The sequence below is a fragment of the Hyphomicrobium sp. 802 genome (assembly GCF_000526135.1).
Taxonomy (GTDB): domain Bacteria; phylum Pseudomonadota; class Alphaproteobacteria; order Rhizobiales; family Hyphomicrobiaceae; genus Hyphomicrobium_B.
This window is the reverse complement of the sequence record NZ_JAFM01000001.1, coordinates 2,214,691-2,237,007: the sequence shown is the minus strand read 5'-3', so window position 1 is coordinate 2,237,007 and position 22,317 is coordinate 2,214,691. Positions and strand designations below refer to the sequence as shown.

At 56.4% G+C, this 22,317-nt stretch carries 18 protein-coding genes and 1 pseudogene; 7 read left to right on the top strand and 12 right to left on the bottom strand.

The genetic code is table 11. The features are described from left to right. Positions 1-46: 46 nt before the first annotated feature. The 4 genes and pseudogenes from HYP802_RS0111315 to HYP802_RS0111300 all read right to left on the bottom strand — a co-directional run bounded on the left by HYP802_RS0111315 (position 47) and on the right by HYP802_RS0111300 (position 2,434). Positions 47-964: an MBL fold metallo-hydrolase gene (locus tag HYP802_RS0111315; protein WP_013947388.1), complete on the bottom strand. Its 918-nt coding sequence runs from the start codon at positions 962-964 to the stop codon at positions 47-49. Positions 965-1,004: 40 nt separating this feature from the next. Then, positions 1,005-1,130 (bottom strand): annotated as a pseudogene (locus HYP802_RS23990) (alpha/beta hydrolase); the annotation flags it as partial. A 51-nt stretch (positions 1,131-1,181) separates the two neighbouring features. Then, positions 1,182-1,625, bottom strand: coding sequence for a hypothetical protein (locus HYP802_RS0111305; protein WP_024275748.1), 444 nt, complete (start codon positions 1,623-1,625; stop codon positions 1,182-1,184). Positions 1,626-1,681: 56 nt separating this feature from the next. Beyond that, positions 1,682-2,434 carry an SDR family oxidoreductase gene (locus HYP802_RS0111300; protein ID WP_013947386.1) on the bottom strand — a complete coding sequence of 251 codons (753 nt, stop codon included), beginning with the start codon at positions 2,432-2,434 and terminating at the stop codon, positions 1,682-1,684. A 217-nt stretch (positions 2,435-2,651) separates the two neighbouring features. On the opposite strand from HYP802_RS0111300, the gene HYP802_RS0111295 reads away from it, so the two are divergent. Further along, positions 2,652-4,232 (top strand): winged helix-turn-helix domain-containing protein, encoded by a 1,581-nt coding sequence (locus HYP802_RS0111295; RefSeq protein ID WP_024275747.1) that lies wholly within the window; start codon positions 2,652-2,654, stop codon positions 4,230-4,232. Positions 4,233-4,543: 311 nt separating this feature from the next. On the opposite strand, the gene HYP802_RS0111290 is transcribed toward HYP802_RS0111295, so the two are convergent. Both HYP802_RS0111290 and HYP802_RS0111285 read right to left on the bottom strand, forming a co-directional pair. Continuing rightward, a complete protein-coding gene (locus tag HYP802_RS0111290; RefSeq protein ID WP_245261492.1) occupies positions 4,544-5,860 on the bottom strand; it encodes a HAMP domain-containing sensor histidine kinase in 1,317 nt (438 codons plus the stop codon). A 63-nt stretch (positions 5,861-5,923) separates the two neighbouring features. Continuing rightward, complete coding sequence (locus HYP802_RS0111285) at positions 5,924-6,577, bottom strand: response regulator transcription factor (RefSeq protein ID WP_024275746.1); 654 nt, start codon at positions 6,575-6,577, stop codon at positions 5,924-5,926. Between the two features lie 153 nt (positions 6,578-6,730). On the opposite strand from HYP802_RS0111285, the gene HYP802_RS0111280 reads away from it, so the two are divergent. The 6 genes from HYP802_RS0111280 (at position 6,731) to HYP802_RS0111260 (ending at position 13,585) form a co-directional block, all read left to right on the top strand. Further along, positions 6,731-7,786, top strand: coding sequence for an efflux RND transporter periplasmic adaptor subunit (locus HYP802_RS0111280; RefSeq protein ID WP_013947382.1), 1,056 nt, complete (start codon positions 6,731-6,733; stop codon positions 7,784-7,786). 4 nt (positions 7,787-7,790) lie between these two features. Next, complete coding sequence (locus HYP802_RS0111275; RefSeq protein WP_013947381.1) at positions 7,791-10,955, top strand: CusA/CzcA family heavy metal efflux RND transporter; 3,165 nt, start codon at positions 7,791-7,793, stop codon at positions 10,953-10,955. Next, a complete protein-coding gene (locus HYP802_RS22305) occupies positions 10,955-11,245 on the top strand; it encodes a DUF3240 family protein (protein WP_024275745.1) in 291 nt (96 codons plus the stop codon). The genes HYP802_RS0111275 and HYP802_RS22305 overlap by 1 nt, the downstream gene beginning before the upstream one ends. Beyond that, positions 11,242-11,466, top strand: a complete 225-nt coding sequence (locus HYP802_RS23235) for a hypothetical protein (RefSeq protein WP_013947379.1) — start codon at positions 11,242-11,244, stop codon at positions 11,464-11,466. The genes HYP802_RS22305 and HYP802_RS23235 overlap by 4 nt, the downstream gene beginning before the upstream one ends. A 425-nt stretch (positions 11,467-11,891) precedes the next feature. Next, on the top strand, positions 11,892-13,244 hold the full coding sequence (locus HYP802_RS0111265) for a ferric reductase-like transmembrane domain-containing protein (protein WP_024275744.1): 1,353 nt from the start codon (positions 11,892-11,894) through the stop codon (positions 13,242-13,244). Between the two features lie 98 nt (positions 13,245-13,342). Continuing rightward, positions 13,343-13,585, top strand: a complete 243-nt coding sequence (locus tag HYP802_RS0111260; RefSeq protein WP_013947377.1) for a hypothetical protein — start codon at positions 13,343-13,345, stop codon at positions 13,583-13,585. A gap of 359 nt (positions 13,586-13,944) precedes the next feature. Here the strand turns inward: HYP802_RS0111260 and HYP802_RS0111255 are convergent, their stop codons facing one another. The 6 genes from HYP802_RS0111255 to HYP802_RS0111230 all read right to left on the bottom strand — a co-directional run bounded on the left by HYP802_RS0111255 (position 13,945) and on the right by HYP802_RS0111230 (position 22,188). Continuing rightward, the gene (locus HYP802_RS0111255) at positions 13,945-17,082 is read right to left on the bottom strand and encodes a multidrug efflux RND transporter permease subunit (protein ID WP_024275743.1); all 3,138 of its coding nucleotides are present in this window, start codon (positions 17,080-17,082) and stop codon (positions 13,945-13,947) included. A 3-nt stretch (positions 17,083-17,085) separates the two neighbouring features. Beyond that, positions 17,086-18,252 (bottom strand): efflux RND transporter periplasmic adaptor subunit, encoded by a 1,167-nt coding sequence (locus HYP802_RS0111250; RefSeq protein WP_013947375.1) that lies wholly within the window; start codon positions 18,250-18,252, stop codon positions 17,086-17,088. 9 nt (positions 18,253-18,261) lie between these two features. Further along, the gene (locus HYP802_RS0111245) at positions 18,262-19,500 is read right to left on the bottom strand and encodes a patatin-like phospholipase family protein (RefSeq protein WP_348623326.1); all 1,239 of its coding nucleotides are present in this window, start codon (positions 19,498-19,500) and stop codon (positions 18,262-18,264) included. 48 nt (positions 19,501-19,548) lie between these two features. Then, the gene (locus tag HYP802_RS0111240; RefSeq protein ID WP_035575778.1) at positions 19,549-20,172 is read right to left on the bottom strand and encodes a TetR/AcrR family transcriptional regulator; all 624 of its coding nucleotides are present in this window, start codon (positions 20,170-20,172) and stop codon (positions 19,549-19,551) included. Positions 20,173-20,533: 361 nt separating this feature from the next. Beyond that, positions 20,534-20,977 carry an SET domain-containing protein-lysine N-methyltransferase gene (locus HYP802_RS0111235; protein WP_245261490.1) on the bottom strand — a complete coding sequence of 148 codons (444 nt, stop codon included), beginning with the start codon at positions 20,975-20,977 and terminating at the stop codon, positions 20,534-20,536. 200 nt (positions 20,978-21,177) lie between these two features. Next, a complete protein-coding gene (locus HYP802_RS0111230) occupies positions 21,178-22,188 on the bottom strand; it encodes an AraC family transcriptional regulator (RefSeq protein ID WP_029670932.1) in 1,011 nt (336 codons plus the stop codon). Positions 22,189-22,317: the final 129 nt, after the last annotated feature.

Genomic DNA, 22,317 nt, shown 5'->3' with positions numbered 1-22,317 from the left:
TTCATCTAATGAACACGGACTCGTTCGGCTCTAGCCTGACAAGCCATCAGTAATCCCAGAAGAGCGGTACCCATCGAAAGGCATCACCATCTACCGCCACCCGGCCAACGGACGGAAAGGGAAGATGAGTGGCCACCAGCATTGCGCCGGTCTCTGCCAGCTCCCGCAGAAGACGGATGCGGACGCGGGCTGCTTCCTCTGGGTCGTGCTCGAACCCGTTGTGCCAGTCTGGGTGCTCGAACCCAACCGCGAACATGGCGTCGCCAGCAAACATCAGCCGATCGCCGCCAGATGCCAAGCGAACCACGCTGTGTCCGGGAGTGTGGCCGCCAGTGCGATAAATAATTACTCCCGGCGCCACCTCTTGCTCCTCATCGAACTGCTGTAGCTGACCGCTGTACTCTTGCACAAACCGTTGGGCAGCCACCCGAAGCGCGTCCGGAAAACCCGGAGGCATCGCGGTACGAGAGAAATCAGGCGACTTCCAGAACGCAACCTCGGCGGCAGCAACATGGATCCGCAGGTCAGGACGCAGCCGGTCCTTCACTCCGTCCACAAGCAGTCCCCCGACGTGGTCCATGTGCATGTGGGTCAGTACCACATCGGTCACGGTCGAAAGATCGATGCCGGCGGCTTCCAGTCGCTTGATCAGTTGCCCTGCGCGAGGCAGGTGCAAGTCCGGATCGGATCCTAAACCCGCGTCGATGAGGATCGTCCTTCCTCCGCTGCGGACCACAACCGCGTTCAGCGCCCAGTCGAAAGCATCTGGCGGCAGGAACATGTCTTTCAGCCAGTCAGCCCTGTCTGCTGCCGCGACGTTGGGTCCCAACATTGCCGTCGGTAGCGGGAGCACTCCATCGCTGATGACAAGCACATCAATGTCGCCGACACGCACAGCGTAACGCGAGGGAACAAGCTCTTCGGAAATCCGATTACCGGGTTGCAGTGGATTGTGCAGATTCATGTTGGTCTCCTGAAAGAAATGTGACGTCTTTCGTGAAATGTCAGGCGATGATGAAAGACAAAAGTCCGCTGTTCACGAGATCCGCGTGCGCCGTGTACATGCTGCGCGGCAACTTCTCGTAGATTTGAAGCGTGCTTCACTGGAGCAGTTTCGGCGATAGCGGAGCAGGATGACGGCACGTGCAGTCGTTCAATCGCGAGACCTTCAGCGCGTCGCGCTAGAGTTTGCTGATCGCCTGACCGCCTTTGGCTCCTAAGACGCGTTTCGAACACTTCTCGGTCATCGCCCAGGTGGTGATTGAAAGGCCGAGGACCGCCGGCAGGGTCACCGCAGGAAAGTCCCTAGGAATGACGGAAGCTGAGCAGATGCCAACCGCAACTTCCCAGAAGTGAAAGAGTGCGTGCCCGGCGAGCCAGAGTGACGGCGCAGCCCAAAAGACGATCCGGAGATCGGCTCGCGCAACACCGAGAAGAAACGCGCCGCCGATGAAAACGAAGATCAGTCCGATGTCCCGCACGAAGTGCTGGTTGAAGGGCCCGGTCGTCGTGACGCCTGGCACGGCGAAATACCAATTCTCCGGCGCAACAAGCATGAAGATGCCGTTCGCTATCGCGACAACGCCGAGGGCGACGGCAACGGCAAGAGAAAGGATTTTCAGCATATCGATTTGATTTCTATGCGTTGAATGAGACGGAGACAACAACGGAGGGATAACGTTCATGCTGCAGACCGCTGCGCCAACCAATCCACAAAGCGGACCTGTCCGAGGATCGCGTTGTCGTCGGCCGTCAAGGATTTGTCGTTGAGCTCGGTTCCAAAATAACGAGCATGGACGTCGGCAATCACCCGCCGGCGATCGCCCGTCGCGGAGAGATAGAGACGGCCGATTTCATCGAGTGGGACCTTTTCCGGCCCTGCCACCTCGACGATACCGTTCGCCGGCTTTCCGACAGTAAGATCAGCCAGTGCCCGCGCCACGTCGTCCGAGGCGATGGGTTGCAGAAACGCCGGCGACAAATGAACGTCGTTATCCTTAGTCGCCGATTGGGCGATGGCAGCGACGAATTCGAAGAATTGCGTGGACCGCAATATCGTGAACGGAATTTTGGAGGCCCTGATTAGCGCCTCCTGTGCAACTTTGGCGCGAAGATAACCGCTTTCAGGAAGGCGGTCAGCACCGACGACCGACAACGCCACGTGATGCTCAACTCCGGCCGCAGCCTCGGCGGCGAGAAGATTGCGTCCCGACGTTTCAAAGAATTCAAGAACAGCCTTGTCTTCGAACGACGGCGAATTGGCGACGTCGACGACAACTTGTGCGCCAGACAATGCCCCGGCAAGTCCTTCTCGCGTGATGGTATTAACGCCTGTGTTGGGCGATGCCGCGATGGTTTCGTGTCCTTTTTCCAGAAGATGACGAATAAGCTTCGTCCCGATGAGCCCACTTCCGCCGATGACCACGATTTTCATAAAGGCTCTCCAAATCAAGCGCAGCGCATCCGTCGCTGTCTTTGCGGAGAATGCCGGAACGCGGCCACGACGACTTTGCCGGCACCTTGAAAAAGGCTTGAGTTTCTCTTGAAAATCCGTCCAAGCTCGACTTTGAAGGCAATGCGCCCATTTTCGCAGACCGTGCGTATCAGAGCGTGCGGGAGTTCGCGTTGTGCGGCTTGGATGGAGCGCTTACGTGCATTTTCTTTTCAGAGATTGCGTGCTCGATCCGGAGCGGCGGGAATTGACGCGGGCATCGCAAGCCATTGCCCTCGGCCCGCAAGTCTTCGATCTCCTGCTTTTTCTTCTCCGCAACCGTGATCGCGTCGTGAGCAAGGACGACTTGCTCGATACCGTCTGGGCCGGGCGAATTGTTTCGGAATCGACGCTCACCAGCCATATTAATGCCGTCCGCAGGGCAATCGGCGATACCGGAAGCGCTCAGCAGCTCGTGAAGACGATCCCGCGCAAGGGATTTCGCTTTATCGGCGATGTAAGGGAAGCCAAGCCGCCGAACGGCTCTACAGCTGCTTCAGCGGATTTTCCGATCGGCTTTCCGCCCTCCGAACTTTCTAATCTCGGCAAACCTTCGATTGCCGTTTTGCCCTTTCAAAGTCTGTGCGGTGACCCCGAACAAGCGTATTTCGCAGACGGCGTCGTCGAAGAGATCATCACGGCCCTGTCGCGCGTGCGTTGGCTGTTCGTGATCGCTCGCAACTCAAGTTTCATTTATCGAGACTGCGCTTTCGATGTTAAGCAAATCGGGAGAGAACTCGGCGTTGGCTATGTACTTGAAGGCAGCATGCGTAAGGCGGCCGACCGCATTCGCATCACCGGCCAGCTCATAGATGCAACGACCGGATCACAACTCTGGGCAGAGCGTTTTGAAGGAACGCTCGACGATATATTCCAGCTTCAGGATCGCATCGCGGCCGGCGTCGCCGGAGCAATCGGCCCGCACGTCGAACTTGCTGAAATCGAACGCGCGAAACGCAAGCCGACGGCCAGCCTCAATGCCTACGATTTATATTTGCGCGGCCTTGCCCATGTGCATCGCGGAACGCGAGAATCAATTGAACTGGCCCTTCCACTCTTCGGAAAAAGCATTGAACTCGACCCCGATTATGCGGCCGCGTATGCAATGGCGGGCTGGTGCTATTTTTGGCGCAAGATCAATGGTTGGTGTGCGGATCGCGATACGGAAATTGCAGAGGGAACGCGACTAGCACATCGGGCTGTCGAATTGGGACGCGACGATGCTATCGCCATAACACGCGGCGCCCATGCCTTGGCCCATCTTGCAGGCGATCTGAACGCTGGGATTGCCCTCCTCGACCGCGCGGTCTTTCTCAATCCCAATCTTGCCTCGGCTTGGTTTCTCGGCGGCTTCCTGAGAACCTGGCACGGTGAAAGCGAGAGCGCCATCGCGCATTTCGAGCGCGCCATGCGGCTCAGTCCATTGGATCCCGAACTCTATCGTATGCAGGCGGGAATCGGCATGGCGCATCTCTTTGCGGGACGTATTGAGGAAGCGTCTCGCTGGGCGGAATTGTCCTACAGAAACTTGCCGAGTTTTCTTATGGTGATCGGGCTCATCGCGGCGACGAGAGCGCTTTCCGGACGGGTGGGCGAAGCCCAACAGGCAATGGCTCAGCTTCGGGAGCTGGATCCATCGCTCCGCATTTCAAATTTAAAGGATTGGTTATCCATTCGCCGCCAGCAAGACGTCGACGTCTTCTCAGAGGGCCTGCGCATTGCGGGGCTGCCAGAGATCTAAATCTCACGAGCGCCGAGCGTCGCGTCCCACATTGGACAGTAAGATCGGCTCCCACAGTCGCGAAAGACCCAAAGCGACTTTGAAACTCCGGTGCAGAAGCGATTGCGCCTATTACGGCTGGCGATGCTCGCAGCTCAGAAACCTGAACTGGAATTGAAAGGACGTCGGTCGTTGACTTTTTTTCCATTCGGCAAATCCGGCTGACTAGACGCCTTAGATGGCAATCTCGTGATAGACATCGCGATCGCCACACACGTTACTGTGCCTAGCTGTTTTCGCCGACGACCGTTCTAAGTCCCTTCCAGAAAGAACTACGTGAGGGGCGCGACATCGACTTGCAACGCGGCTGGAAGCGTCAGAACAACGCCAAGGCCGCCCATGCCTGATTTCTGCAACTTGATATTGCCGCCATAGAGTTCTGCCAAATCGCGGACGATGGAAAGTCCAAGTCCGGAACCGGCCTCACGGGAATCCCATCGTTCACCGATTTCGAAAACAACCTCAAATGCCTCAGGCGGAAGCCCTTTTCCATCATCCTCGACACACAAGCTAAAGCTTTTGTCAGAAGGCCGCCCATCGCAGGAGATGCGAACATGCGAGTTGGCATGTTTGCACGCGTTATCGACGATATTCGCCAACATCTCGTTCAGGTCTTGCGGATCGCAGGAGACCAATAACCCCTTCGAAACGTCGTTCGATATCTCTATGCCGCTCTCCCGGTACAATCGGTCAAGGGCTCTAGCGACTTCTTCTGCAGCCTTGTGAACTTCAGCTACAGTCCCTGGCACCGAACGCAAAGCGACGGCGCGCGCGCGGGCGATCTGATAGTCAATCTGTGTTTGCATCTTGCGGCACTGGGACAGGATTGTCGCCGACGATTGCGGCAGTCCTTGTTCATCAATGCGATAAGCCTCATCCACCAAAACAGCGAGAGGCGTCTTTAATCCGTGCGCCAAGTTACCTGCTTGCGTCCGGGCTCTCTTAATCAACTCTGAGGTTGACACGAGCAATGCATTGAGGTCGTCCACCAGCGGGCGAACTTCCAAAGGGTACGTGCCCTCAAGCTTTTTGGCAGCACCGGTTCGCACATTCGCAAGAGCCGTTCGTAATGCATCCAGCGGCTTCATTGCGTACAAGATCAGAAGCGCGGCGCCAAGGATCATCGAAAGTCCAAACACCGCAAGCGACCACGACAGGATGCCGCGAAATCGGGATACGACGTCATCGACATGTCGCTGATCCGTCCCGACAACAAAGCGTATCGGACGAGCGCCGGGCGATATTGAGACAGCCCTTTCCGCAATAAGGACAGTTCCAGACGGCCCCACGACAGCGCTGGTCCGCGTTCCAAGGTCTGCCGCATCATTCGCTGGAATTAAAAGCTGTTTGCCATTGAGAGAGGCAGACCTTGCAAGAACATCACCTGCTTTCGTGATTTCCCAATAGTAACCGGACATCGGGATATCGTAGCGAACATCGCTTAGGCCGCGCTTGAGTTGTGGCGCCCCGGTGAGTTTGAAGTCCGTCAAATGGACAAGTTCGTCGAGGTGCTCATAGATTTCCAAATAAACCTGATTGGTCACATGGCGTTTGAAGACGCCCGAGAGCACGAAGCCCGCCGCAATCATGCCAATGGCAATCCAAAGCGTCGCAGCAACGATCAGCCGGCGTTTCAAACTGGTCATGCCGTTTCAATCCATCCGGTAGCCAAGCCCGCGCAACGTCGTAATGACGTTCGGACCGAGCTTCCGCCTCAAGCGGCTGACGTATACCTCGATGGTGTTCGACTCCCGAGTATCCTCCAGAGCATAGAGATGGTCGATGAGCTCGGCCTGCGATACGACGCGGCCGATGCGGTGCATGAAATAAGTGAGCATCTTGAGTTCGCTCGCTGTCAATTCGACAGGTTCACCATCGAGCAGGACGCGGCTTGAAGCCGTATCGAGCGAGAGGCCGCCATGGACTATGACCGGGCTTGCAATTCCCGAGGCCCGGCGGACCAACGCCTTGAGCCGTGCCGCGACCTCTGGGATGTGGAAGGGCTTCGTGATGTAATCATCCGCCCCTGCGTTAAGACCGTCGACTTTCTCGGCCCATGTCCCACGTGCCGTGAGAATCAAGATAGGCATCTTGCAATCGCTCGCACGCCAGCGCTTGAGAACGTCGAGACCCTGCATCTGCGGAAGGCCGAGATCGAGTATTGCCGCAGCATACTCATCTTCGATCCCCATGGCGTAGCCATCGCTGCCGTTGTCGGCGCGCTCGACGGTAAATCCCGATCGCCCAAGTCCTGTCACGAGGCGGTCGGCGATCTCGTCATCATCTTCGACTAGCAAAATGCGAATGGGCTTCTCCTGCACATTGCAGAAAAATTAGCACAGTCAGCCTGAAACGAACCTGAAAAAGTGTCGTCAGGTTTGCTGCAGGTTCAATTCAGCTTCTTTTCAGCTCGGCACCGCATGTCTCCGCGCACGGCATCGCCGTGAAAGGATTCATCGATGGACCGAAGAACAGTCCTCTCCCAGATATTTGCATTTATTGCACTTATATCGCCGGTAAGCGTCTACGCAAAGGACGTCCGAATTACCGAAGAGCAGATCCGAAATCTCAATATCCATGTCGAGCCTGCCCAGCCGGCAAGCAGGGAGACGATAGCTATTCTGCCAGGCACCGTCGTTCCTCCTCTGAATTCCCGTCTCGTTGCGGCAGCGCCATTCGCGGGAACGACTACACAGGTGCACGTGCTTCCGGGTCAGCGCGTGAGGAAGGGCGATCCACTGATCACGGTTTCCAGTCGTGAGCTACTTGATGCCCAAAGCCAGCTCGCGCAATCTGAAGCCGAATTGCAAACAGCCGAAGCTATCGCACGTCGAAGGCGCGCGCTCGCCGACAAGAATTTCCAGAATCCAACGTTGGCGGATGAAGCCGAAGCACAAGTGGCGAAAGTACGCGCCGTCCTTGACCAGCATAGGCGCGCGACGGCGCTGAACGGAATAATCACTCGCGAGAACGGACAGTACACCATTCCTGCGCCAGCAGACGGTACGGTTGCCGAGACGCTCGTCATGCCTGGTGAAAAAGTCGAGGCGATGGCCGGAGTCGCGACCATCGATACAAGCGACGAGTTGTGGGTGCAGGTCCAAGTGCCCGTGGACATCATCGCGCTCGTGAAGCCCGGTGATATCGTACAGATAGCCAACGGGCCCGAGGGCCGGGTGGTTTCCGTAGGAGGCTCTCTCGATCGCACCACGCGTTCGGCTGTGATGTTCGCGGCGATTCCGGCCAACTCTCACCTCTTCGCCGGCCAGATTGTTTCGGTAGCTATTCAACGCTCAACCGTCACGGGAGCCGTGAACGTTCCGGCTTCGGCTGTTGTCCGGATAGGTGAACAGGCAGCGGTATTCGTCCGCAGCCAAGGCGGGTTCGCAGTCGTTCCGGTGCGATTGCGCGGCAAATCCTCGAGCATCGCCACGATCTCGGGTTCGATCACAAGCGACGCCCAGGTAGCGGCAAGCGGGCTGCCCCAGCTCGAACGTCTTTCGGCCGGGAACTAAAAGAATGCTTCGCCGTCTTATTGAGTTCTCTCTCACGCAAAGAGCCTTCACTTTGTTGGTGTTCGGCCTCGTCGCCGCGGCGGGAGGCTACGCGTTTCGAACGATCCCAATCGATGCTTTCCCGAACATCTCGCCGGTTCAGGTGAAGATGATTCTCAAAGCGCCCGGCATGACGCCGGAAGAAGTCGAGACACGTGTCATCACGCCGATCGAGATGGAACTGCTGGGAATTCCAGGACAGGTCGTTTTGCGATCTGCCGCGAAATACGCCATCGCAGATATCACCCTCGATTTCGCGGACGGGACGGACATCTACTGGGCACGCCAGCAGGTCGCGGAACGCTTGGCGGGAATTCGCGGCGACTTGCCAACGGACGTCACAGGCGGCCTCGCACCAGTCTCAACCCCGCTCTCGGACGTCTTCATGTTCACCATCGAAGGTGGCGACCTATCGCTCGAACAGCGGCGAAGCCTGCTCGATTGGACGATACGTCCGGCGCTTCGGACAATTCCCGGCGTTGCTGACGTCAATGCACTCGGCGGCCTAGTCCGAACGTTCGAAGTCATACCCAATCACGCAGCTTTGGCGGCTTCCGGTCTCGGCGTCTCGGATATCGCTCAGGCCATAGAAGCGAACAATCGCAACGACGGTGCGGGGAGATTGAGCGAAGGCGAGAAAGCGCTTGTCGTACGCGTCCAGGGGGCCGTCCAAACCCCTAAAGATCTTGAGGCGATCATTCTCAAACGCGACGGCAACCGCGTGTTGCGCCTCCGCGATGTCGCGAAAGTCGAGGTAGGCAGCCTGACACGTTACGGTGCCGTGACCGAAGATGGAAAAGGCGAAGCTGTTGAAGGCTTGGTTTTATCGCTGCGCGGCGCTGACGCCAGCGCCATTGTCAAATCCGTCCGGCAACGACTAGCTGATCTCGGCCCCAGCCTGCCCAAAGGGGTGCGGATCAACGTTTTCTATGACCGCTCCGATCTGATTTCCAGCGCGGTTGGCACCGTCAAGAAAGCTCTGATCGAAGCTACAGTGCTCGTGGTGGTTCTGCTTGTTGCCTTCTTGGGCAGCTTCCGCGCGGCTCTCGTCGTCGCAATCACCCTGCCGTTCGCAGCTCTTATGACTTTTGTCATGATGCAGCTGTTTGGCATGTCCGCAAATCTGATGAGCCTCGGCGGCCTGGCGATCGCCATCGGCTTAATCGTGGATGCAGCAGTCGTCGTTGTCGAAAACACAGTCGAGCATTTGCAGCACAACAGAGAACCGGCAAGCGTTCCGAAGCTGCATACGGTCTATCGGGCGGCGATCGAAGTTGCAGTGCCCGTCGCGGCCGGAATTCTGATTATCTGCCTCGTCTTCTTGCCGCTGCTGTCACTACAGGGACTTGAGGGCAAACTCTTCGGGCCAGTGGCGCTGACAATCATTTTCGCGCTGAGCAGCTCCCTCATCCTGTCATTGACCCTGATCCCGGTTCTTTGCTCGTTGGCACTGAAAGCCGGATCCCATTCCGAGCCGCTACTCATGCGGCTTTTAAATCGAGGCTATCGCGCGTTGCTGGCCGCCTGCCTCGCCTTCCCGCTGCCGGTCTATCTGATCGCGGCGGCGGGCGTAGGTCTTATCGGAATTGCTTACAGCGCGATCGGAAAATCATTCATGCCGACCATGGATGAGGGAGCGGTGATCATGCAGATCACGAAGCATCCCTCCATCAATCTCAAGGCCAGCATTGAAGGCGACCTTCAGATCCAGCGCGTCCTCAAGGAGAAAGTCCCCGAGATCGAACGCATCGTCGCGCGTGTGGGCTCGGACGAACTGGGCCTCGACCCCATGGGGCTCAATGAGACCGATACGTTCATGGTCTTCAAGCCGAAGAGCGAATGGCGAGTTCCCGACAAGTCTTGGCTGCTCAAACAGCTCCGCGAGGCGATGGTGAACGTACCAGGCTACGAATTCGCGTTTACGCAGCCGATCGAAATGCGAACCAACGAGATGCTGACGGGTGCACGCGGCGACCTCGCCATCAAGATTTTTGGTCCAGACCTGAAAACACTGTCCGATCTTGCTGGTAAAATTCAAGAGACGTTGAGCAAGGTCCCCGGCGCCGCAGAAGTCTCTACGGTCGCAAACGATACTGTTGACTATCTGAAAATCAATGTCGACCGGCTCCTAGCGGGTAGTGCGGGGCTTTCGGCAACGAAGCTGCAAGATGAACTCCGCTCGACACTCGAGGGGACTTCCGCAGGGATCGTCGCGGAGCCCGGGCGCAGAACAAACATCATCATACGTGGCGAACGGGAGGTTCGCGATGCTCCCGAGATCTTCGCCGCAACGCAGCTCGCGACTGGAGACGGCGGCCTCATTCGTGTCGGCGATGTTGCAAAGCTTGAGCGCGTTGCTGGACCAGTCAAAATCGATCGCGAAAACGCATCAAGGTTTGCCGTTGTTCAGGCTTATGTCACTGGCCGCGATCTCGTTGGATTCGTCGATGATGCACAACGGGCGGTCGCAGCCCAGGTACAGTTTCCCCAAGGATATTATCTCGTCTGGGGCGGTCAGTTCGAAAATCAGCGGCGCGCCGCCGCCCGTCTGACGATCGTCGTTCCGATAGCCCTAGGGCTCATCTTCGGTGTGCTCTTCGCAACTCTGCGCTCGCTTCGCCAATCGCTCCTTATCCTCGCCAACGTGCCGTTTGCTCTCGTCGGCGGTGTCCTTGCGCTCTGGGTTTCTGGTCAATACCTGTCCGTGCCTGCTTCGGTCGGCTTCATCGCCCTTCTCGGCATAGCCGTTCTGAATGGTTTGGTCCTCGTCACCCATTTCAATGAGCTGCTGGCAGCCGGCGCGAGCATTGGCGAGGCCGTATATGAAGGCGCGCTTCGGCGGCTTAGGCCGGTGATGATGACGGCCAGTATTGCCGCATTTGGGCTCGTCCCACTGCTGTTTGCGAATGGGCCGGGCTCTGAGATCCAGAAGCCGCTCGCGATCGTCGTCATCGGCGGCCTAGCAACATCGACGGCGCTGACTCTCATTTTGCTGCCGATCCTCTTTCAACGTTTCGGAGTAGCCGGAACACGCTCCACCAATCTCACCGGACAGCTCTCATGGACAAATCCCTTTGCAAACTCACGCTCGTCTGCCCGCCCGATGCCATCGACAACATCATCGAACTAATGCTTTCGCGCGATCCGCCCATGCCCGGCTTCACGACATGGGAAGCTGAGGGACATAGCTTTGGTTTCACCGGCACGACAGTGAATGAGCGCGTGCGCGGCCGTGTCAAAAGACATCTCATAAGCGCCGTTCTCGAGCGTGCCGAGGCCGACGATATTCTGGAAGCCATCGCACAACGAATGCCCATTTTTCACATGCTCTTTTGGATTGAACCCGTTGAGCGCTTTGCCCGGCTCCAGCCGCTTGCATCAGCCAACGAGGCTATCCCTAACAAAGGGAGCAAGCGATGAGCGTCAGCTTTTTTACCGAAACCATCCTGACCCTTGTCGGGCCAGCCCTTTTCGTCGGCGGCGTCTGGGCTCTGGCGGTGTGGGCGCTCAATCTGCCGGACGCGCAAACGCGTCGATTTCATCATTTCCTTTCTCCGCACCGCAGGATTTCGACACCCCCCTCTGATCGATCTTCCGCGCCTGAATCCAAATGCAATGTTGCTAAACTAAAGGGACATTAAATATGCGCAGTATCCCTGCTCTACAGTTATTTGCGATAACCGCCTGTCTTTGCTTCGCCAATGGCAGATTTGACATGGCAAGAGCTTCAATTGTCGAAACGCTGACGGAAAGGACAACTTCCGAAAAGTTCACTCGGCTTGCAGATGCTCGAAGCTATCGCCACTGCCACAACATCCACACGCGTGTTTACTGCCACAAGGGCGACAGGCTACCTGTGAATTGGCCCCCGCTTTCCGATACGCCGCGCCAAGACCGAATAGGTTCCTCAAACTCGATCGAATTTCCCGCGGCCGTAAAGCAAATGCGAGTGTTGAAATGAGTGAACAGGCAGAACCACGTAAATCGATTGCGTGAATGAAAAACCGCAGCAGCATTGACAGGTGTCAAGCACCGCTTGCAGAAATGCTTTCATACTTTCGGCACCATGCGCACAATCAAATACACATTTTGGATCTTCCTCACGGCGCTGACGGCGTTGTGGATACTCGCCGAGCCCGCGGCATTCACAACGAAAGACTTCTTCGGCCTCCGCTCCCTGATGATGCAATACACGGGCGTTCTCGCCGTCGGATGCATGAGCGTAGCCATGATGCTCTCGCTCCGTCCGCGATGGGTTGAGCCATGGCTCGGCGGTCTCGATAAAATGTACCGTCTCCACAAATGGCTCGGTATTGGCGCATTGGTTCTCGCCATATCACATTGGTTGTGGGCAAAGGGTCCCAAATGGGCCGTAGGCTTCGGACTTCTTGAACGACCTGTCCGCGGGCCACGACCTCCGGCGGCCAACCAAATCGAACAGATTCTTTTAACACTTCGCCATAACGCCGAGGAACTCGGGGAATGGGCTTTCTATGCGGCAGTGATTCTCATCGCCATCGCCCTAATCCGCAGCATCCCTTACCGTTTCTTCTATCAGACTCACAAACTCCTTGCTCTCGCATTTCTGGTGCTCGCGTTCCATTCCGCCGTACTTATCAAATTCTCTTACTGGTCTTCTCCAATCGGTATTGTCGCGGCATTATTGATTGTTGGCGGTGTTTGGTCAGCTGTCATCGTTCTTCTAAGGCGCATCGGGGTCGGGCGACAGGCGAAGGGCCGCATCGCGTCTCTTGAGTATTATCCCGGAGTTCGGGTTCTTGAGACCGAGATCGATGTCCCTTCTGGGTGGGCAGGCCATAAACCAGGCCAATTCGCTTTCGTTGTATCGGATCCCTCTGAGGGCGCGCACCCATACACAATCGCGTCCGCATGGAATGATGCGAACCATCATATCAATTTTATCGTCAAAGAGCTTGGCGATCACACGCGACGGATCAAAGACAAGCTTGTCGTAGGGCAGGAGGTGAGAATTGAAGGTCCATATGGATGCTTTACTTTCGACGACACCTGCCCGCACCAGATCTGGATCGGCGCAGGTATCGGCATCACACCCTTTATCGCGCGAATGAAATACCTCGCCAAATTGCGCGCCGATGGCCACGCGCCTTCACCTCAAAATATCGATCTCTTTCATCCCACTGCCGATTACGATCAGGTAGCGGAGCGCAAGCTGAGAGCGGATGCTGAGGCTGCCGGCGTGCGCCTGCATTTTCTTGTCGACGCGCGCCACGGACGTCTTAACGCCGACCGCATCCGTGCGGAAGTTCCCGGATGGGCAGCTGCGAGCATCTGGTTTTGTGGACCTGTCGGATTTGGAGAAGTCTTGCGCCGGGATTTTGCAGATCATCAATTCCCGGTCGAGAAGCGGTTCCACCAAGAACTCTTTACGATGCGTTAGGCATCAAATTCCGGAAGAACAAACTAAACAGTTTCTTTCTCTCGATCAAAAGCACCAACGCTCTCGTTGCATTTCGCTCAGGATTTAAAGCGTAACAAATGCTGTCACAAGAAATTTCAAAAGCTGCGAGGGAAATCGCGCAGGCGCTAAAGCTCATCGCCTTCACCAACCCAGCCTACGTCGTTCTTTCATCCGAAGATGGAGAGCATTTAGAGCAGCTCATAGGTAAAGCAGCCGGCTTCACTAATTTATATGGCGACCGGTATATCTATCGAGTTACCACAATCTCTGGCGTAGAATTTCGCTGGATTTCCAGACACGCAAAAATAATTAAGTCCTGACGAGTTGCAAGGAAAGAGCGCACGTTTGCAATTTCGACTGGGGATTTCGCCTTAGGAACGATCGTTATTATTACTTCCATGGTACGCACTGGCGATCGCGTACAAAATGGCCTGGGACGTCGGTGTCTGTGTATCAACGAACAACACCAATCCCGCTGTGGCGTGACCAAAGTGCAAAAGAAGCAACGACGGCGGTGATATTCTCACCGCCGTCGACCTAGCGGTCTTTGGTGTTTTCAGAGCACGCGGACCAGAGTGTCCCACCTGCAGTCATCGCCCGATGAAAAAGATTAGCATCCGTCATCGTGCTGAACTTAAATGTCGTCCCTCTCCCGATCAACGGAAGACCGTCAAGATGGTTATGGCTTCTGTGCGGATTCCACAACGGAACTCCTACTTCGCTTGACGCGCTCGCGGATTGTTTGAAAGAGCACATAAAGCATCGGAATGAGAAAAATGCCGACGATGCTTGCCCCGAGCATTCCTGCAAACACGGGAGTTCCGACATCGCGACGACTGATCATCGCGGCCCCCGTCGCGATAACGAGCGGATAAAGACCGAGGATGAACGCGATCGACGTCATCATAACGGCACGAAATCTCATCTGGGCTCCCAGCACCGCCGCGTCCTCGATGGTGTCGCCGTGCTCGCGACGCTCTTTGGCGAACTCGACAATGAGAATGCCATTTTTCGCGGCAAGTGCGATTAGGACGACGAGGCCGATTTGCGCATAAACGTCGAGGGACAAGCCCGCGATCTTGATGCCGAGGAAGGCACCGAGTACGCCAACCGTGACTGACAACAATACCGGCACAGGAATCATCCAACTCTCATAAAGCGCGACCAGGAACAGAAAAGCGAACAGCACCGCAAGCGCCAAGACAATCGCTGTCTGCCCCTGCGCTTGGTGCTCCTGATACGCTGTCCCGGTCCACTCGAAACTATAGCCTGGCGGCAACGTCTTGGCGGAAACCTCCGTCATTGCCTCGAGCGCAGTGCCGGAAGCTACGCCCGGCGCCGGCGAGCCATTGATGGTGGTCGACCTGTAGTTGTTGTAACGACCTATGGTCTGTGGACCGAGAACTGTCGAAATGTTTGCAACTGAGCGCAGCGGTACCATCTGCCCTGTTTTATTGCGAACAAAGATCTTCCAGATAGCTCCGATATTGCTGCGATCGGCAATTTCGCCCTGCAGATTGACCTGCCAGACCCGGCCGAAGAGATTGAAGTCGTTGATATAGGTACCCCCCAATGTCGACTGCAGTGCGGAAAAGATGTCGCTGATCTCCAGGCCAAGGGCCTGCGCCTTATCGCGATCGATATTCAAATAGATCGATGGATTGGATGCCGTGAAGGTCGAGAACACGCGCTGCAATCGCGGATCCTGGTTTGCCGCAGCGATCAGACCTTGCATCACGTTGCCCATGGTTGCGGGATCAGCGCCTTCGAGATTTTCGAGCTGATATTCGAAGCCACCGCTCGTCGACAACCCGATGATGGGCGGGACGTTGAATGCAAAGATTTGAGCGCTGCTTATTTGCTGCGCGGCCATCGTCACTTCGCCAATCAATGTCTGCGCTGAATCCTTTGCTGTCTTGCGGTCGGCGAAGGGTTTGAGACGAGCGACCATAAATGCTGAGTTTGGCTGTGCCCCGCTGTCCAACAAGGAGAAACCAACAATTGCGAGACTATCTTGAACCTGGGGATAGCGCTTGAGAATCGCTTCAGTCTGCTCGACGACTTCCGTGGTTCGATTGACCGAGGCTCCATCCGGTAGCTGGATCATAATGAAGAAGGCCCCCTGGTCTTCCTCTGGCACAAATCCTGTCGGCGTTACTTTAGCCACGAAGAAGACGGCGGCTGCAGCCGCAGCCACTGCTGCAAGGCTCAAAATCGAAACGCGCACAAGGCGACGAACGACGGCCGTATAGCCATCGCGGACGTGATCGATGCTGCGCAGTACATAAGCCATTGGGCCGCGCTTCTCCGAGCGTCGGAGCACGATGGCACAGAGCGCTGGAGATAGCGTCAAAGCATTGAGCGCCGATATAACCATGGCGGCGGAGATCGTGACGGCAAACTGTCGGAAGAGTTCTCCGGTCAGTCCCGGAATGAAGGCGATGGGCACAAATACCGACAGCAAAACAAGCGTGATGGCAATCACCGGCGCTGTGATCTGCGCCATCGCTTTCTTCGTCGCTTCGGCTGGCGAAAGCTCAGGCTCTTCCTCCATCACGCGTTCCACATTCTCAACCACCACAATCGCGTCGTCGACGACGATGCCGATAGCAAGCACCATTGCGAGAAGCGAAACGGTGTTGGCCGAATAGCCGAGCGCCAGCATAACGGCAAACGCACCAATCAGACTGACGGGAACAGCAATCGCCGGAATGATGGTCGCGCGGGCACTTCCAAGAAATAGGTAGACGACGAGAATGACCAGCACGAATGCCTCGCCGATTGTGCGAATGACTTCATCTATCGTGTCGCTTACAAACTCGGACGTGTCATAGACCACGCGCGTCTTAAGGCCCTCAGGAAAGCTCTTCGACATATCTTCTAGCGCTGCCGTGACGCGGGCCGCCGTTTGAACGGAATTGGCGCCAGGAGACAGATAGATTGCGATTGCCACCGCGGGCTTGCCATTCAATCGCGAACCGACATCGAGGTTCTGCGCTCCAAGCTCGGTCCGAGCAACGTCGCGCACGCGCAAGACCGACCCATCCGGATTCGCGCGGACGACGATATTGCCAAATTGCTCCGGCGTTTCGAGACGTCCTTGGGTCTGCACATTCATCTGGAACTGCTGATCATCCAAAGCCGGCTGAGCACCGATCCTTCCGACAGGTGCCTGAACGTTCTGTGCTTCGATGGCCGATACGATATCGGATGGTTGCAAACCGAGGTTCGTCAGACGCTGCGTGTCGAACCAAATGCGCATTGAGTAATTTTGCGTGCTGAAAAGGCTCGCTTGCCCGACGCCTTCGATCCGCTTCAAGCGATCGAGAACATTGATCGTGGCGTAGTTGGTGATAAAGAGCGGATCCTGTTTACCGCTTTCGGAATAGAGAAATATGAATTGAAGAATAGCCGATGACTGCTTCTGCGCGGTGATGCCTTGCTTTTGAACCTCTTGCGGCAGACGCGACAGCGCAGCTTGCACGCGATTGTTGACGTTCACCGTATCTATGTCCGGGTCTGTCCCGAGCGCGAATGACACCGTCAGATTATAGCTGCCGTCGTTGCCGCTGTTCGACTTCATGTAAAGCATCTTGTCGACGCCGACGATCTGGGATTCGAGCGGCTGGGCGACGGCGGCTTCGACAACGCTGGCGGAGGCACCCGGATAGGTCGTCGAAACTTGCACCTGAGGCGGCACAAGGTCAGGGAACTGCGCGACGGGAATACGCGATATTGCAAGCGCGCCCGCTATCGTGATGACAATGGCGATGACGATCGCCAGCCGGGGCCGGTCGACAAAGATTGCTGAGAACATGGCTTATTGACCATTCGCTTTGATTGGATCGGGCCCGGCAGGCTGCGGGGCGACTTTGAGATTGGGGCGAACGCGCTGGATGCCTTCGGTTACGACCTTTTCCCCTTCACTCAGTCCGGCAGAAATCATCGCGACGGCGGCCGTCGACTGGCCAAGTTGAATTCGCCGCTGGGTTACGACATTGTCAGCGCTGATAACGTAAACGTAATCGCCCTGCTGATCGGACAAGACCGCTGACCTTGGAATTGCCAGAGCGACGACCGGCTCGACGCCCTCGACGAGAGCAGTGACGAATTCTCCATCAATCAACGGGCGAAGCGATTCATTTCCAGACTTGCGAAGCGGATTGGGAATGGTTCCCCGTACCGTGACGGTGTCCGTATTGGTTGCGACCGAAGGATCGACGTAATCAAGCTTCCCTTTTTCAGCGTAGAGAGTGCCGTCCGGTAGTCGGATACGAAGAACAACCGCGTCGAAGCCTCCCTTTGGTGCGTACATTCGTCCGAGCTCGAGCAGCGTCGGCGATGGGACCGGAAACGTCACATACATTGGGTCTTGGCTGACGATGGTGGTCAGCGTGCCCGAAGTCGGTCCCACGATATTTCCGACCGTGACGGCGATGCGTCCAACCTTACCGTCGATTGGCGATCGGATGGTGGTATAGCCGAGGTTGATCTCGGCCGTCTTTTGCTGCGCTTGGGCGCCGAGCATCTGGGCTTCATAAGATTGCTGCTGTGCGAGCGCACTATCGACGCTCGATTGCTGGCCCGCAGGGCTGGACAAAAGTTTTTTATAGCGCTCCGTGGTCAAAACGGCGTTGCGAAGGAGCGCACGGAATTGATCGACAGATGCCTTCGCGCTTTCAACGGCCGCTTCATAGGGCGGCTTTTCTAGCTGATAAAGAATGTCTCCCTTCTTGACTTCTGTGCCCTCCTTGAACGGCGCTTCCTCAAGTTCCGCAGAGACACGCGCGACGACATTTACCTTATTGACGGCTTCGATGCGCCCGATGAACTCCTGGATCTGCGTGACCGGCTTCTTTTCAGCAACGACATAGCCGACGACCGGCGGACCACCCGGGACCTGGGCAAATACAGGGGAAGCGAGAAAAAAGACGAAGCTTGCCGCCGCAAATTGCTTGGCAAACCTCAATGCTATTGCTGACGTCATTCGTGGTCCTCAATTGTTCGTAGACACAGCTAAATCTCGAGCTTTTGTCTGGGAGATGGGTTGTTCTTCAAGACCCGGCGGCGCCTTCATCCATTTAAAACCGAGGCGTCCCGCGCGATAACCGACATCATAGAGCGCTCGCATGTACTTTTGATCGAACGGCGCCGGACTTTTCATTTCGAAGTTTGCGGGGATAGCTGCGAGATTGAAGTCCATGTGATCGCGTTTGGCGGTCGCATAGATGCGGTAGAGATCGCCGAGGCCTTCGTTCTTGATGAGCGTTGAGATCGAGCGCCCCGTAATGGATAACGTGTTCGCCTCCACGGGTTGCCACTCGGGACTTATCTTGCCATTTCGGATGATGAAAACCCGTCTGGCCAATGGCTTTGATCCTAGTCCGGCACTTTTGAGCGACAAAGAAGGCGGTGCCACAAACACCTGCTGGGTCACGCCACCATCGACATGCATCTCGTCATACGTCCTGCCGTCCGCACGGACTTGAATGTGCACAGGGGGAAAGACGCCGGGAATGGAGGCGGAGGCCAACAAGACATTCCGAAACAAACCAAGAGCTTCAGGATTATCACTCATCGCAATGCGTCCCATGTCCCAAAGCACTGGACGCTGCGCATCGAGGTTCGTTGTTCCGACCAAGAGGATGCGCCCCTTAGCCCGCTCACGGGCGACTTCACGCAGGAACGCCTTGTCGACATATCTGGCGATAAGACGCGCAAGAGGAGAACTGTCAGCTAAAGCCGGGCCCCCAACCAACCCGGATATGACGTTTTTCGTGAAGATGTCCTGTTGCGTATACTTGGTGAAAATATCTTGGAGCTCAGCATCCTTCCGCCGTCCAAGAAATACGAACGGAGCGATCAGCGCCCCTGCGCTCACACCTGTGACGAGATCGAAATCGGGCCTCGTGCCAGCATCACTCCAGCCAACCAAAAGTCCTGCTCCGAATGCACCATCGTCGGCACCGCCTGATATAGCAGCGATATTGATAACAGGACGTTCGCCCTGACGCGTGCGCGATTGCACGAGGGCTTGCATTTTGGGAGTCTCCGCCCGCACCAGCTGTCGCAGCGATTCCTCAGACGCATCTCCCCAAATGCGAACACCTTCCATTCCACTTAGATGAGCTTCGTCGACTAGCGTCTCTGGAACGGTGATGCGAGGAAGCGTCGCCGCGCAACCAGCATTGAGAAAAGCAAGAAGTATCGCAGCCAAAAGCAACGTAGCGTGCACTACGAACCTGCTCCGGTCACCTTTGCTCTCCCCCCTCGAAAACATCGCCTACCTCAGTCGCAATGATCTTCGAGCCGTCTTTGGAACTCTGGATGGCAAGACCACGCCTCGTGTCCCATACGCCTTCAAGAACACGTCGACACCGGCCTTGGCCCGCCGCCGGATCTCTTGGGAAGAAAGGTGGGATTCGACCCCGAAAAGCGCTTTGAGTTCCGTATCCCGACCAACCAGTGCCATAAACTGACCAGCAGCGAGGAAGGGATCGGCCAATTCAAGATTGCCGCTTTGTGCCTGCTCGCGAAGGTATAGCGCCACCGTCTCCTGCGCTCGGAGCGCACCAGCCTCGTAAACGGAAGGACCGAAGTCTGGAAACCGCGTGGTCTCGGTGAGCGTCAAGCGATAGAGGCCGACAAATTTAGGCTGGACCAATAGATCAAGAGTGTGCTCGGCAAACGCAATCAGCGTCTCGCGAACGCTCACGCGTCGGCTCGCCTTAGCCAGGGGCGCCAAGAACTCATCTGCAAGATTGTCAATGATGGCACGAAACAGCGCCTCCTTGCTCTCGAACTGATTGTAGATCGTCTGACGCGAGACATCGGCCGCCTCAGCGATGATCTCCATGCTAGCGCCGTCATACCCATGCGAGACAAAGAGATCTGCCGCTGCGTCCATGATCGCATCGCGTTTGCTTACGTGAATTTTTTGTTTTCTGCGCATCTCGGATCAAACCACCAAACAGACGCATGCTCATTTTTTAGATTGGACTGTAAAGTCCAAAATTGTGGCAAAATAGCGAACCTCTTCCCGCCCGCGCAGGCGCGTTCAATCGGCGCGTCACTTCTTTAATGCGCGAAGGCCGTAAAACCTGCGTGCCATCGGCCGCTAGATGCCCTGCATGACATCATGGCGGTACCGCGCGTACAGCAGGCACGACCCCGCCGACTGGCGGATCGAAAGGCCTTATGGCAAGGATCGGCGCATAGTGGAATTAGTGAAGCCCTCGCCATTCGCAGGTGGCGCGGTTTGCAGAAATTCATAATCGGGAGCACTTGGTGCAGCGGCAGCTTCCTGCCAAATGCATCTCGAAATATTCCTCGCCGTAATCGTAGGAAAGCTCTTCGCCGGGCGCGATGTCGCGGAGGGCAAAGACATACACGCGACGCTTGTGGATATCGACCTCACAATTCGGCGCGCAGGAGTGGTTGATAAAGCGAGCTGTATTCGCCGGTATGTTCCCGTCGATCATGCTCCTCTCGCTCGTCCAGAAAAGGTACTTTCCGCGATTCTCTTTCATCTGTTTGGCGGTGGCAGGGCGTCCGAGATATTCGATGACGCATGATCCTGCAGGTATGCGTTCGTCAGCGAAAAGACCTCTGCCGCTGAACGACCGGCGGATAGCAAGACGAAAGTGTGCAGGCACGAAGCGTCGCGTCATGGCGGAGGATACCCTGCTCTGTTTTCTGGCAAGCAGCGCCATATTCCGAGCGCGGGAGTAGCATCAAGCAGAAAGTTGATGTGCCGCCCCAACACCTTGCTGGATCGGTATTTCTGGATTCGTCGACTTCGATGGCAACGCAGGCGCCAAGGTCCATGTTCCACCGCGCCGTCCACGGAGGGTGTAGCGGAAGACACTTTTCGGGCCGTTCTGCCGATCAAGCCAGGCTTGTCTTTTCTTGGTTAAGGAGGGCACGCGGCTAGTCGCCATTGTTGGGGGCTGACACCGGCCCATTTCCGAAAAGCACGGGAAAAGGCGTTCGCATCCTCATAGCGCAGAGAGGCTGCAATGCCTGTCACTGGACGTTCGGTATTCTTCAGCATCTGTTGCGCAAGTTCGAAACGGGCCTGCTGGACAAGGTGTTGCAGGTTCTTCCCTTCCTTTGCCAGACGCCTTCGAAGCGTCCGTTCGGGCATGTCAAAAAGACGTGCAACAACATTGGCTGCAGAAGTGCCCCCAAGCACCATTTGAGGAAGCACCTCTTGCACCTTCTCACTCAAACTCAGTCGACCGTTTGCGGCATTCTCCATAGCCGCCACGAGGATATCATGCAGACTTGGGTCGGCATCCGAGATGGGGCGCTGAAGGTAAAAGGCAGGAAAGACAATTCCTGACACTTCGGCGCCAAAGCGGACGGGCGACTGAAAAATGCGCCGGTAAGGCTCTATATTGCTCGGCCTGCGATACGAGAATTGGACAGTTTGCGGTTTCCACGCGGGACCGCAAAGTTCCTGAAGTATTTTGTAAGCGATAGCAATTGCAGCATCGTATATTTGCGGGATCGCCGGCGTCTCGCTGCGGTAGACCGAATATCCGAGAATAATTTTCGACGGATGGGGTGCCAATAGTACCGGCGCCGCACCTCTATCGTGCATGTGTAGATGAAGCACGAGACTGCGAAGCGCATCGCCGACTGAGGCGGAGTTGCGAAGAAGGCAGCCCAAGGCACCGAATGATCGAAGATCAAAACGCTCGCCAACTAGAACACCAAAGTGGCCGCAACCGGTGAGTTCTATGCAGACCTCCAGGAGGCGGCCTACCTCATCAAGTGGAATGCGGTTATCCGGATTCTGAAAGATCCGTGGATCAATGCCCGCGACAGAGAATGCGCGTTGCGGCTTTACGCCGAACTCCCGCAATACCGTCGGAATAGCCATGATCGGTCCAACGCGAACTTCACCGAGATTGCTCATGGCCAAGTCGCTGGTTGTACGAGGCTTAGGGGAACGGCTGGCAGTCACAACCTTCTGGCGTCTTACGGTTTTCGCGCCGCGCCGGGCATGAGATTGCTTCATGATGAAATGGCCGAATCTGCAAGGTCG